Origin of the sequence: Modestobacter versicolor (genome assembly GCF_014195485.1) — a bacterium.
In the GTDB taxonomy this organism is placed as follows: Bacteria; Actinomycetota; Actinomycetes; order Mycobacteriales; family Geodermatophilaceae; genus Modestobacter; species Modestobacter versicolor.
Genome location: NZ_JACIBU010000001.1, coordinates 774796 through 787422, shown reverse-complemented (window position 1 = coordinate 787422; position 12627 = coordinate 774796). Strand labels below are relative to the sequence as shown.

General features: G+C 75.6%; 10 protein-coding genes. 2 read left to right on the top strand and 8 right to left on the bottom strand.

Annotation, left to right across the window (positions count from 1 at the left end; genetic code table 11):
• Nucleotides 1-69: 69 nt before the first annotated feature.
• Genes FHX36_RS03790 through FHX36_RS03780 form a run of 3 tightly spaced genes read right to left on the bottom strand, consistent with a single transcriptional unit; the run spans nt 70 to nt 3256 of the window.
• Nucleotides 70-1845 carry a carbohydrate-binding domain-containing protein gene (locus FHX36_RS03790; RefSeq protein ID WP_110553331.1) on the bottom strand — a complete coding sequence of 592 codons (1776 nt, stop codon included), beginning with the start codon at nt 1843-1845 and terminating at the stop codon, nt 70-72.
• Complete coding sequence (locus FHX36_RS03785) at nt 1842-2636, bottom strand: polyphosphate polymerase domain-containing protein (RefSeq protein WP_110553332.1); 795 nt, start codon at nt 2634-2636, stop codon at nt 1842-1844. The genes FHX36_RS03790 and FHX36_RS03785 overlap by 4 nt, the downstream gene beginning before the upstream one ends.
• A complete protein-coding gene (locus tag FHX36_RS03780; RefSeq protein WP_183513507.1) occupies nt 2633-3256 on the bottom strand; it encodes a DUF4956 domain-containing protein in 624 nt (207 codons plus the stop codon). The genes FHX36_RS03785 and FHX36_RS03780 overlap by 4 nt, the downstream gene beginning before the upstream one ends.
• 179 nt (nt 3257-3435) lie before the next feature.
• Here FHX36_RS03780 and FHX36_RS03775 point away from each other — a divergent pair, with 179 nt between their 5' ends.
• Both FHX36_RS03775 and FHX36_RS03770 read left to right on the top strand, forming a co-directional pair.
• Nucleotides 3436-4392, top strand: a complete 957-nt coding sequence (locus tag FHX36_RS03775) for a PfkB family carbohydrate kinase (protein WP_343056565.1) — start codon at nt 3436-3438, stop codon at nt 4390-4392.
• Between the two features lie 46 nt (nt 4393-4438).
• The gene (locus tag FHX36_RS03770) at nt 4439-6100 is read left to right on the top strand and encodes a Na+/H+ antiporter (RefSeq protein ID WP_183513504.1); all 1662 of its coding nucleotides are present in this window, start codon (nt 4439-4441) and stop codon (nt 6098-6100) included.
• On the opposite strand, the gene chrA is transcribed toward FHX36_RS03770, so the two are convergent.
• The 5 genes from chrA to FHX36_RS03745 are packed head-to-tail and all read right to left on the bottom strand — an operon-like array spanning nt 6097 to nt 12505.
• On the bottom strand, nt 6097-7485 hold the full coding sequence (gene chrA, locus FHX36_RS03765) for a chromate efflux transporter (protein WP_110551866.1): 1389 nt from the start codon (nt 7483-7485) through the stop codon (nt 6097-6099). The genes FHX36_RS03770 and chrA overlap by 4 nt on opposite strands.
• 50 nt (nt 7486-7535) lie before the next feature.
• Nucleotides 7536-8027, bottom strand: coding sequence for a flavin reductase family protein (locus FHX36_RS03760; RefSeq protein WP_258372672.1), 492 nt, complete (start codon nt 8025-8027; stop codon nt 7536-7538).
• The gene (locus FHX36_RS03755; RefSeq protein ID WP_110551867.1) at nt 8024-9370 is read right to left on the bottom strand and encodes an NtaA/DmoA family FMN-dependent monooxygenase; all 1347 of its coding nucleotides are present in this window, start codon (nt 9368-9370) and stop codon (nt 8024-8026) included. The genes FHX36_RS03760 and FHX36_RS03755 overlap by 4 nt, the downstream gene beginning before the upstream one ends.
• Before the next feature lie 10 nt (nt 9371-9380).
• Nucleotides 9381-10577, bottom strand: coding sequence for an LLM class flavin-dependent oxidoreductase (locus tag FHX36_RS03750; RefSeq protein WP_110551868.1), 1197 nt, complete (start codon nt 10575-10577; stop codon nt 9381-9383).
• A 14-nt stretch (nt 10578-10591) separates the two neighbouring features.
• On the bottom strand, nt 10592-12505 hold the full coding sequence (locus FHX36_RS03745) for an FAD/NAD(P)-binding protein (RefSeq protein WP_110551869.1): 1914 nt from the start codon (nt 12503-12505) through the stop codon (nt 10592-10594).
• Nucleotides 12506-12627 lie beyond the last annotated feature (122 nt).

Here is a 12627-nt window from a genome sequence, read left to right as displayed (position 1 = left end):
GGCGTCCGAGCCCCGCCTGAGACCCAACGCGGCGCCGGGTCCCCCGGTTCCGGCACCGCGCCGGCCGGCTCAGTTGTCGCCGGGGCGGCCGCCCATCGGGCCACCGCCGCCCATGCCACCGCCGCCCATGCCGCCTTCGGCCGCCTCGCCGGCGGTCGCGGTGCCGGCGTCCGCGCCGTCCACGGTGACCGTGTACGTCTCCCCCGTCGTGACGTCGGCCGAGGAGAAGACGACCGACTGGGCGTCCTTCGCGACGGTGGAGCTGGCGACCACGGTGCCGTCGCCCGCCACGATCTCGACCGTGTCGCCGGCCGACGCCGTCGTGGTCAGCACGGCGGCGAGCCAGCCCTGGGCCGAGTCGGTCGACGGCGAGACGAGCATCCCCGAGCTGCCGGCGGCCAGCAGCGTCCCGCCGGAGACGTCGAAGGTGCCGTTGACGTCCAGCGCGCCGTTGCCCGCGTCGGTCGGCCCGCTCACGGTCACCGTGCCGCCGGTCATCACCGCCGAGCCGTTGGAGTCCAGCCCGTCGCCACCGGAGTCGACGGCCAGGGTGTCGCCGCTGATCGTCAGCAGGAGGTCGCCGGTCGCGGCGAACGCGTCGCCCGCACCGCCGGGGCCCTGCTCCGCCGAGCTGTCGTTGCCCCCGGCGACGTTGATCCCGTCGTCGCTCGCGGTGACGTCGACGTCCCCGCCGGCGATGGTCACCGCCGCGCTCTCCAGCCCCTCGTAGGCACCGATCACCGTGACGGTCCCGCCGGCGACGGTCAGGTCGGTGTCGGCGTGCACGCCGTCGTCGCCGCTGGCCAGGGTCAGCGTCCCGTCCTGCACGCTCACCGCGCCGTTGCTGTGCACCGCGTCGTCGGCGGCGTCGACGGACACCGTGCCGCCGCCGACCACCACGCTGACCTCGCCCTTCAGCCCCTTCGCCGAGGCGTCGTCGGCGACGGTCGCCGAGCTCCCGCCACCTGCGGTCACGTCCAGCGTGCCGCCGGAGACGACCACGTCGGTGAATGCCTGGACGCCGTCGCCCCCGGCGGTGACGTCGACCGTGCCGCCGGCGACGAGCACGTAGCCGGCCGTCTCGTCCTCGGCGTCGTCGGCCTTGAGCCCGTCACCACCGGCGGTCACGGTGACCGAGCCGTCGCGGACCACCAGGTGGTCCTTGCCGCGGATGCCGTCGTCCACCGCGTCGACGGTGATCGTGCCGGACTGCACGACCAGCCCGTCCTTGCCGGCGATGCCGTCGTTGGCGTTGCCGGTGACGGTCAGCTCCCCGGTGCCGGTGAGGGTCAGGTCGGCGGCGCTGTACAGCGCGGCGTTCGGCTCCTCGTCGGCCGAGGCGTACTCGGCGGCGTCGGCCAGCGAGTTGGTCGAGCCGTCGGCCAGCACGACGACCGCCCGTTCGGCGTTCATCACCGCGAGCGCCGCGGTGGTCTCCGAGGTCACGTCCGCCCCGTCGAGCACCAGGGTCGCCGCGCCGTCGGTGTCGACGACGACCTGACCGGCCAGGGTGCCGCTGAGCACGTACGTGCCGGCGGCGGTGATGGTCACGGTGCCGTCGGCGATGACCACCCCGGCCGCGTCGGTGGAGTCCGCCCCCAGGTCCACCGCGACGGCGGCGGCCTCGTCGTAGCCGGCGTCGCTGCTCTGGTCGGTGGTCGCGGCGTTCGCGGCGAGGGCGTCGGCCACGCTCGTGCCTGCGCTCGCCGCGACCGCGTCCGACACCTCGGTGGAGGTGTCGGCGGTCGCGGTGCCGGTGGTGGTGCTGCCCGACGCCGAGCAGCCGGCGAGGACGGCGGCCAGCGCGGCGGCGGAGAGGGTGTGCCGGATCGTGGCGAGCTTCATGAGGCGGTGCGCTCCTGGGGAGTCGGGGTGGGGTCGGGGTCGAAGTGCCGGCGCAGCACCGGGTGCCACCTGTTGGCCGGCAGGTGCTCGTGCAGCGCGGCCAGTCCGGTGCCGTACTTGGAGACCCGGCTGGGGCGGTGGCCGGCCCGCCACAGCCGGCGGTCGGCGACCGACGGCGTCGAGCTGGACTTGGTCTCGACGATCGCCAGCCCGGGCAGCCCGAGGTCGGGGCCGCCGGGGACGGCCCAGCGCAGACCGGTGTCGACGGTGACCCGGCTGGCGGGTGCGGGGAGGAGCAGGGTCGTGCGCTCGTACCGGGTGGTGAGCACCGGCACCAGCTCGGCGGCGACCGGGTCGATCCCGGCGCGGCCGAGCACCTCGTCGACGAACCGCCGACCGGCCGCGTCCAGGGCGAGGGCGTGCCCGTCGTCGTCCGGCGTCCGCTCCTTGACGGTGCAGCCCCGGCCGCCGCGGGTCTTCACCTCCAGGAACGACTGCCCGGTGTCGGCGTAGGTGCGGCGGCGGACCTTGAACCGGCGCCGCCGGCCCCGCGCGGCCAGCAGGTAGCTGGTCAGCTCGGGGGTGTCGAAGTACAGCGAGGCGTACCCGAGGTCGCGGCGACCGCCGACGTCCAGCACCCGGGCGCAGCCGGCCAGCCCGGCCACGAGCTGCTCGGCGACGGTGACCGGCACGACGTACTTGCGGTCGACCCGGGTCTGCAGCGCGGCCTGCTCGACCAGCTCCTCGAGCGTGATCGGCGCGAGGCCGGCGACGGCGGCGAGCGCCGTCACCGGGCGACCGAGCCGAGCGGGGCCGGGGCGGCGGTGCCGGCCGGGAACCCGGCGGCGACGGCCGCCGCCCGGTGCTCACCGAGCCGGTCGACCGCCTGGTACCGGACGTCGACCAGCGTGGTGTCGTTCACCAGGTCGACCCGCTGCACGGTCACCTGGTGCACCCGGGCGCCGAGCACGCCCTCCAGGTGCGCGGTGAGCGCTGCCTCGTCGGTGAAGGCGCGGTCCAGCACCATCGCGTGCTGGCGGTGCCGGCGGAGCAGCCGCGGGTGCCCGGCCAGGTACAGCACGGCGACGACCAGGGCCATCAGCGGCAGCGCGGAGGTGGAGCCGAGCCCGCCGAGCAGGCCGAGGGCGAGCGCGGAGAAGTAGTAGGCGACCTCGTGCTGGTCCAGCTCGGTCGAGCGCAGCCGGATGATCGACAGCACCCCGAACAGCCCCAGCCCCAGCCCCGCGCCGACCGTGCTGTCGGCCAGCACGCTCGCGACGGCGAGCACGCCGACGTTGACCGCCAGGTAGGCGACCACCAGGTCGCGCCGGCGGTGCCGGGGGAAGTAGACGCCGAACGTCAGCAGGGTGATCGCGACGAGGTCGGCGGCGGGCAGGAGGAACGGGGACATCGGCTTCCCTCGGGTGACGGTTCAGTGGACCCGCGACGGCCGTGCGGTGGACGCACGGCGACGCGCAGGCCTCAGGGAACCGGCGGCCGATGTCCCGGTACTGGTCGTCCGCTGTGCCGTCGCTGTGCGTGCTCCCCGGGCGCTGCGACCGCGCACGAGCCCGCAGCTACCGTGTGGCCGTGATCACCGTCTGTGGCGAGCTCGTCGTCGACCTCATCCCGGTGGCCGCCGGTGCCGGTGCCGGCGCACCGCAGTACACCGCCTTCCCCGGCGGCAACGCGCTCAACGTCGCCGTCGCCGCCGCCCGCCTGGGCAACGAGGTGCACCTGATGTCCCGGGTGGGCCCCGGGCCGTTCGGCTCGCTGCTGCGCGGGCACGCAGCCCGCAACGGCGTGGCCACCGACGCGATGGTCGACGCGCCTGAGCCGGTGAGCCTGGCCGTGGTCGAGCTGCGGGACGACGGGTCGGCCGGCTACTCCTTCCACACCGTCGGCGCCGCGGACTGGCAGTGGACCCCCGAGGAGCTGGCCCGCGACTGGCCGGCCGGCACCCGGGTCGTGCACATCGGCTCCATCTCCAGCTGGACGCCGCCCGGGTCGGACGCCATCGCCGGGCTGGTGCGCCGGGTGCGCGCCGAGGGCAGCGCGCTGGTCAGCTTCGACCCGAACGTCCGCGCCTCGCTGATGGGCGACGAGGACGCCGTCCGGGCGCGGATCGAGGAGCTGCGCCGCACCGCCGACCTGGTCAAGGTGAGCGCCGAGGACCTCGAGTGGCTCGAGCCCGGCGCGGACCTGGACGAGGCCGCGCTGCGCTGGGCCGACGACGGGCCGGCGCTGGTCGTGGTCACCGACGGCGGTGCGCCGCTGCGGGCCGCCCGCCCCGGCCGGCCGCTGCTCCGCCGGCAGCCCCCGGCGGTCGCCGTCGTGGACACCGTCGGCGCCGGCGACACCCTGGCCGCCGCGCTGTTCTCCGGGCTGGTGCGCACCGGGACGCTGACCCACGACGCGCTCGCCGGCCTGCCGGACGACGAGCTGGCGCCGCTGCTCGACGACGCCGCCCTCGCCGCGGCGCTGGCCTGCACCCGCGCCGGCGCCGACCCGCCGACCGCCGCGGAGCTGGCGGCCGCCCGCCGCTGACCCACACCTCCCCGGAGCGCGGCACCCGGTCGGGGAGACTGACCGGGTGAGCGCCGAGACGATGTTGCTGCTGGTCCTCGGCGCGGTGGCGGTGATCGTCGCGGTGCGCTGGGTCGCCGACCACACCGGGCTGCCGGCGGCGGCGCTGCTCACCCTGGCGGGCATCGGCTACGCCTTCCTGCCCGGGCCGAACGTGACGCTCGACCCGCACCTCGTGCTCACCCTGGTGCTGCCGCCGCTGCTCTACAGCGCAGCGCTGGACTCCTCGCTCACCGCGATCCGGCGCAACCTGCGCACGGTGGTCAGCCTGTCGGTGCTGCTGGTGCTGGTCACCGCGGTGCTGATCGGGGCCGGCTTCGCGCTGTTCGTCACCGGCGCGACGCTGGCGGCGGGCATCGCGCTGGGCGCGGCCGTCGCCCCGCCGGACCCGGTGGCGGCGCTGTCGGTGGGCCGCAAGGTCGGCCTGCCGCCCCGGCTGATCACCCTCATCCAGGGCGAGGGGCTGCTCAACGACGCGACCGCGCTCACCCTGCTCACCGTCGCGGTCACCGCCGCCCAGGGCGACGGCTTCTCCACCCCGGCCGCCGTCGGCGAGTTCGTCATCGCCGCCGCGGGCGGCGTCGCCGCCGGCCTGGTGGTGGCCTACGGCGTCCGCCCGCTGCGCCGGCTCCGCCGCGACCCGCTGTCCTCCAACGCCATCTCGCTGGCCACCCCGTTCGTCGCCTACCTGCTGGGCGAGGCGGTGCACGTCTCCGGCGTGCTGGCCGTGGTCGTCGCCGGCCTGGTCATCGGGCACAACACCCCGTACTGGACGTCGGGGGCCAGCCGGCTGCAGACCGACGCCGTCTGGCGGCTGGTCGACTTCCTGCTCGAGGGCATCGTCTTCCTGCTCATCGGCCAGCAGCTGCCCACCGTGATCCGTGGGCTGGGCCAGTACGAGACCTCCACGATCGTCACCGCGGCCGCGATCACCGTGGGCTGCGTGCTGCTCGTCCGGCCGCTGTGGCTGCTGCTCACCGAGTCGCTGCCGCGCTGGGCGCACAGCCAGCTCGGTGGGCAGGAGATGGACGACGCGGACGACGGCCCGCCGACCGGGCCGTTCAGCGGCCGGCTCAGCATCCGCGAGATCGTGGTGCTCAGCTGGGCCGGTACCCGCGGGGTGATCAGCCTGGCCGCGATCTTCACGCTGCCGCTGGTCACCGACAGCGGCGCGCCGTTCCCCGACCGCGACCTGCTGCTGTTCTGCGCGTTCCTGGCGGTGCTGGTCACCCTGGTCGGGCAGGGCGTCACCTTCGCCCCGCTGGTGCGGGCCCTGGGCTGCCGCGCCGACCAGGCCGACGAGGCGCGGCTGCGCAACCAGGCCCGGATCGCCGCGGCAGAGGCCGGGCTGGCCCGGCTGGAGTCGCTGCAGTCGGAGGAGCACGACGCCGTCGACGACCAGGCGATCGGCTACCTGCGGGCGCAGCTGAGCGGCCGGCTGGACCGCTACCGCAAGCGGCTGGACGTGCTGAGCAGCGCCGAGGGCGGCGACATCCCGCTGTCCCCCACCTACGAGGCGGCGCTGCGGCTGCGCCGCGCGGTGATCGCCGCCCAGCGCGAGGAGCTGCTGCGCTGGCGCGACGGCGCGCGGCTGCCCGACGAGGGGCTGCGGATCCTGGAGCGCGAGCTGGACCACGAGGAGGGCCTGCTGCCCGCCCGCGAGCGCTAGCCGACCGGCAGCCCGGCCAGCCCGGCGACGAGCCCGAGGGCGGCGCAGACACCCAGCGTCCGCAGCACCGACCACTTCACCCGGAACAGCAGGACGGCGGCGACCGCGGCGATCGCGAACGCCACCCAGCGCGGCTCGGTGAGGTCGGGGAGCTCGAGCGCCAGCACCGACGCGTCGACGGAGACGGTGTCGCGGAACAGCGTGTGCACCGCGAAGTAGAGGCCCAGGTTGGCGATCACCCCGACCACCGCGGCGGTGATCCCGGTCAGCGCCGCCGACAGCGACCGGTTGCCCCGCAGCCGCTCCATGTACGGCGCGCCGAGCAGCACGAACAGGAAGCTGGGCACGAAGGTCACCCAGACGACCAGGAACGAGCCGAGGACCGCGGCGACCCAGGGGTCCAGGGACCCCGGGTCGCGGTAGGCGCCGAGGAACGCGACGAACTGCACGACCATGATCAGCGGCCCGGGGGTGGTCTCGGCGAGCGCCAGACCGCGCACCATCTCCCCCGGCGCCAGCCAGCCGTAGACCTGCACCGCCTGCTGGGCGACGTAGGCCAGCACCGCGTACGCGCCGCCGAAGGTCACCACCGCGGCCCCGGAGAAGAACAGCCCCTGCTGGGCGAAGACGCTGTCCCGGCCGGTGAGCAGCAGCACCGCGAGCACCGGCGCGCTCCACACCAGCAGGCCGATCACCAGCACCCGCACGCTGCGCCGGGTGGAGGGCCGCTCGGTGTGCAGCACGTCGTCGCTGATCACCGGTGCCGGGCCGTCGTCGGCGCTGTCGGTGGGCCCCTCGGGCACCGACCCGGGACGCCGCCGGGCCAGCGCCCAGCCGGCCACCCCGGCGAGCGCGACGACGACCGGGAACGGCACCCCGAACAGCGCGAGCGCGAGGAAGGCAGCCACCGCGATGGCCACCAGCGCGGTGCTGTTCAGCGCCCGCTTGGCCACCCGGACCACCGCCTGGACGACGATCGCCACGACCGCGGGGGCGAGCCCGGCGAACACCGCACCGACCGCGGTCGTGTCGCCGTAGGCCACGTACACCCCGGACAGCGCCAGCAGCGCGACCACGCCGGGCAGCACGAACAGCCCACCGGCGATCAGCCCGCCGCGGACGCCGTTGAGCAGCCACCCCACGTAGGTCGCCAGCTGCTGCGCCTCCGGGCCGGGCAGCAGCATGCAGTAGTTCATCGCGTGCAGGAACCGGCGCTGCCCGATCCAGCGCTGCTCGTCGACGAGCGTCCGCTGCATCACCGCGATCTGGCCGGCCGGCCCACCGAAGGTCTGCAGCGAGATGAGGAACCACGCCCGGGTCGCCGTGCGCAGCGGCACGGTCTCCCCCGGGGTGGCGGGCGGGGAGGCAGGGGCGTCGCTGGGCACGGCGTCTCCGTCGGGTCGGTGGTGCGAGGGTCAGACGATGTCAGACCCCGTCACGACGCCGCGGCGTGCGTGCCGAACGTGCGGGCGTGGTAGGTCAGCGGCGCCGCGGCGGTGGTCGCCGCGCGCTGCACCTCGCCCAGCACGATCACGTGGTCACCGCCCTCGACCAGCTGGGTGACGGTGCAGGCCAGCCAGCCCGGGCTGCCGGCCAGCCGCGGCGCGCCCGCGTCGTCCGACCACCGCACGCCGGCGAACTTGTCGCTGCCCTTGCGGGCGAACGCCAGCGCGAGCGAGGCCTGGTCGCTGCCGAGCACGTTGACCCCGAACACGCTGCCGTGCCCCAGCCGGGCGAGCAGCTCCGAGCCCCGGTCCAGCGAGACCAGCACCATCGGCGGCGCCATCGACAGCGACGCGAACGCGCTCACCGTCGTCCCGTGCGGGTGCCCGTCAGTGAGGGTGGTGACCACCGAGACCGGCGTGGCGACCCCGGCCATCACCGCCCGGAACTCCGCGGCCAGCCCCGTGGCCAGCTCGGCGCTCACGCCGGGGCCCCGAGCGGCGGCAGGCCCAGGTTGTCGCGCAGCGTCGTCCCCGGGTACTCGGTGCGGTACACGCCGCGCTCCTGCAGCAGCGGGACGACGGCGTCGACGAACGGGTCGAGCCCGCCGGGGGTCAGGTGCGGGACGAGGATGAACCCGTCGCTGGCGTCGGACTGCACCAGGTCGTCGATCTGCTCGGCCACGGTCGCGGCGCTGCCGATGAAGTTCTGCCGGCTGCTGACCTCGATCATCAGCTCGCGGATGGACAGGCCCTTGGCCTCGGCCTGCTCGCGCCAGTCCCGCGCGACGGCCAGCGGGTCCCGGTTCATCCGCACGCTGGCCCGCCCCTTGGCCACGGTGTGCTCGCCGACCAGCGGGTCGACCTCGGGCAGCGGGCCGTCGGGGTCGTAGCCGGAGAGGTCGCGGTTCCAGACCTCCTCGAGCTTGCGCAGCGCCGTCTGCCCGGACACCTGCTGCTTGCGCACCTCGGCGGCGAGCTCGGCGGCCTCGGCGTCGGTGTCGCCGATGACGAAGGTGGCGGCCGGCAGGATCAGCAGGTCCTCTCGGCGGCGGCCGTACTTCTCCAACCGGCCCTTGACGTCGGTGTAGAAGGCCTGCCCGGCCTCCTTGGTGCCGTGCCGGCTGAAGATGGCGTCGGCCGCCGAGGCCGCGAACTCCCGGCCCTCCTCGGAGTCACCGGCCTGGAAGACCACCGGCCGGCCCTGCGGGCTGCGCGGGACGTCGAACCGGCCGGCGATGTCGAAGTGCGCGTCGGAGTGCGCGAACCGGCCGGCGTCCGGGTCGGCCAGGAACACGCCGCTCTGCTGGTCGGCGACCACCTCGTCGCCCCGCCAGCTGTCCAGCAGCTCGGTCACCGTCTGCAGGAACGTCCGGGCCCGCTCGTAGCGCTGGTCCTGGGCGAGGAAGCCCCCGCGCCGGAAGTTCTCCCCGGTGAACGCGTCCCAGGAGGTGACGACGTTCCAGGCCGCCCGGCCGCCGGAGAGGTGGTCGAGCGAGGCGAACTGGCGGGCCACCTCGTAGGGCTCGTTGAAGGTGGAGTTGATCGTGCCGGCCAGGCCGAGGTGCTCGGTGACCGCGGCCAGGGCGGCCAGCACGGTGAAGGTGTCCGGGCGGCCCACGACGTCCAGGTCGTAGATGGCGCCGTTCTGCTCGCGCAGCCGGAGGCCCTCGGCGAGGAACAGGAAGTCGAACTTCCCGCGCTCGGCGGCCTCGGCGAACCGGACGAACGAGCCGAACTCGATGTGGCTGCCGGCGGCCGGGTCGCTCCACACGGTGGTGTTGTTGACGCCGGGGAAGTGCGCGGCGAGGTGCACCTGCTTGGTCATGTCGACGTCCTCAGACAGTGGCGTAGCGGTTGGCGGGGCGCGGCAGCCCGAGCAGGCCGCGCAGGGTGTCCGCCTCGTAGGCGGTGCGGAACAGACCGCGGCGCTGCAGCTCCGGGACCAGCCCGGTGGTGACCTGCCGGAGGTCGTGCGGCAGCGCGGCCGGACGCAGCCGGTAGCCGGTCAGCCCGGCCGCGGCCCAGTCGGTGAGCAGGTCGGCGAGCTCGGCGGGCGTGCCGGTGAAGACCAGCGCGTCGCTGGTGTACGCGGCGCCGGCGGTCTCGTCGAGCCGCTCCCGGCGGGCCCGGGCGGTGGCGGCGTCGTCGTCCAGGAAGACGACCAGGTCACCCCAGACGTGCACGGTCTCCCCCGCCCGGCCGGCGGCCTGCTGCGCCGCCCGCACCTCCCCGACGACCCGGCCGGCGTCGGCGCGGTCGGCGGGCGTGACGAAGCCGAGGTCGGCGCTGCGCCCGACCAGCTCGAACGGGATGGCCTGGTGGGCCAGGGCGGCCACTACCGGCTGGCCCTGCGGCGGGCGCGGGGTGATCGACGGGCCCTTCACCGAGAACGACCGGCCCTCGAAGTCGATGTAGTGCAGCTTCTCCCGGTCGACGAACCGGCCGGTCGCGACGTCCCGGATCTCCGCGTCGTCCTCCCAGCTGTCCCAGAGCCGGCGGAGCACCTCGACCCAGTCGGCGGCCTCGTCGAAGAGCTCGCGCAGGGCCGCCTGGGTCTGCGGGTCGGCGGGGTCGAGGCTGCCCAGTTCGGGGAGGGTGCGGCGGCCGAAGTGGGCCGCCTCCGCGGGGCTGCCGCTGACCTTGACCCGGACCCCGGCGCGGCCGGTGCTGACGTAGTCGAGGGTCGCGATCGCCTTGGACAGGTGGAACGGCTCGGTGTGCGTGACCACCGCGGTCGGCACCAGCCCGATCGAGCGGGTCAGCGGCGCCACCCGGGCGGCGACCTGGACGGCGTCGAGCCGGCCGCGCACCTGGTCGGTGCGGCCGTCGGGGCCGCTGCGGTCGGTGGACTGCAGGGACAACCCGTCCTCGATGGTCACCAGGTCGAGCAGGCCGCGCTCGGCCTCCTGGACCAGGTCGACCCAGTACCGGGGGGTGAGCAGCTCGGTGGGGCGGGCGCCGGGCTCGCGCCAGGCGGCCGGGTGCCAGCCGGCGCCGTCCAGGGCGACGGCGAGGTGGAGGTGGGTGCTCATGTCTCTCCGGGGGTTCAGGCGGCGGACGCGGCGAGGGCGCGCGCGGCGGGGACGACGGCCTGCCACAGCCGGCGGGCCAGGGCGTCGTTCTGGCGGAAGAACGGGGCGTTGGTGCGGGGCCGGGCGAAGGCGGCCACCTGCGCGCCGGAGGTCCAGAAGCCGACCGCGAAGAGCCGTTCCTGCACCTGCCCGGTGGCGCTGACCACCCGCTGACCGGGGTCGACGGCGAGCCGGCCGGTGCCGATGCCCCCACCGACCGTCTTCTCCGCGGCCACCCCGCGGGCCAGCAGCGAGGTGACCAGCTGGTCGGGGGTGGCGGACACCGCGGGGGCCGGGATGCGGGCCTCGACCAGCGCCCGGGCGGTGACCACCGCGTCGACCGAGGCCGACCGGGCGCGGAACATCCCGGCGTCGACGTCGAGCTCGACCCGGGTGTCGGCACCGAGGAACCGGATCACGCCGGCCTCGGAGAGGGCGAGCAGCTCGGCCAGCCGCGGCGCGGGCGGCCCGCTGGCCAGGTAGCTGAACAGGTTCATCCACCAGCCGGAGACGTCCTCGGCCTCCGACCGCGGGGTCAGCCGGCCGGCGCCGACCAGCCCGGCGATGGTGCCGTGGCAGAACAGCAGCGCGGTGAACACGGCCTGGTCGGCGCTGTGCCGGGGGTCGGCCGAGCGGGCGAGGTCGGCGCGGACCAGCCCGCGCACCGCCTCCTGCAGCTCGTCGGCGCTGCCGAACCGGGCACCACCGAGCGGGCGGTCCCGGGCGGCGAGGTCGAACCGGTCCGCCGGGTCCGGGACGGCGAGGGCCACCAGGTCGGCGACCAGCACCGGGTCGTCGGTCGCCGCGTACTCGGCGGCGAACTCCGCCCAGGGCAGCGTGGTGCGCTCGGGAGCGGTGCGGAACAGCTCGGTGTAGTGCGCCCAGCCGAGCTCCCGGACGATCACCGGGGCCAGGTCGGCGCGCAGGTCGAGCCGGCGGTCGGCACCGAACCGGTCGTCGATCGCCTCGGGGGTGAAGAAGCGCAGCGGCACCGGCGGGCCGGGCCAGACGTAGCCGAGCTTGGCCCGGTACGGGACCCCGCGCCGGGAGCCGACGTGCAGCACCGGCTCCTGCCCCGAGGGCAGGTACCGCAGCCGGTCGCCGTCGCTCTCGAACCGGCCGCCGCGACCGCTGGTGAGCAGCACCATCAGGTCGACGAAGGCCAGGCCGGCGCCGCGCACCAGCACGTCCTCACCGGGCGCCAGCCGGGAGAGGTCCAGGTCGGCGGTGTAGCCGGTGGGCAGGTAGGTGAGCCCGGCGGCGTCGGCCCGCCGCTGCACGTCCTGCTCGGCAGGGGTGGCGTGCGCGTCCAGGTGTCCCTGGGCGAGCACGGCCAGGTCGGCCGCGAGCACCCGGCCGTCGGCCAGCTCGACGTCGACGCCCTCGGTGCGCACCCGGACGTCGACCGCCCGGGTCTCGAGCAGGTGGACGTCGGCCCACGGGCGGGCGGCGGCCACCACCTCGGCGAGCACCCACCCCAGGTAGGCGTTGACCAGCGGGCGGGAGGGGAAGGACGTCGGCGTCGTCCGCCGGGCCTCCTCCCCCACCGGGTCGCCGGCCGGCAGGCCGCGGCCGACCGCCTCGACCCACTGCCACAGGGTGGTGCCCTCCCCCACCGGACCGTCGACGGTGACCGAGGGGTCGGGCAGCACGGTGACGTCGGCGGCCAGCGAGTTCGCCCACAGCAGGGACGGCTGGGCGGCGCGCCAGACGCGCCCGCCACCGGGCGGGTGCGGGTCGACCAGGTGCACCTGCAGCCTGCTGCCGTCGCCGAGCTCTGGCGCGCTGGCGATCAGCCGCTCGAGCAGGCCGATGGCGGTCGGGCCGGCGCCGACGACGGCGATCGACGGGCCGGGGTGACCGAGGGAGGGTGCGGGGGACGCGGACAAGCGGGCTCCCGGGGAGGGACGAGCGGTCAGGGACGCGGGGTCGCAGGCCTCGGCCGACACTGCGCGCTCGACGTCCGCAGGAGGTCGACGTGCCGGCGGCAGACCAGGGCGGTGCTGGGCAC

Bases quoted from the DNA above. Each gene is read 5' to 3' on its own strand.
- FHX36_RS03790 (WP_110553331.1), bottom strand. From the start codon at position 1,845: ATGAAGCTCGCCACGATCCGGCACACCCTCTCCGCCGCCGCGCTGGCC.
- FHX36_RS03780 (WP_183513507.1), bottom strand. From the start codon at position 3,256: ATGTCCCCGTTCCTCCTGCCCGCCGCCGACCTCGTCGCGATCACCCTG.
- FHX36_RS03755 (WP_110551867.1), bottom strand. From the start codon at position 9,370: ATGACCAAGCAGGTGCACCTCGCCGCGCACTTCCCCGGCGTCAACAAC.
- FHX36_RS03750 (WP_110551868.1), bottom strand. From the start codon at position 10,577: ATGAGCACCCACCTCCACCTCGCCGTCGCCCTGGACGGCGCCGGCTGG.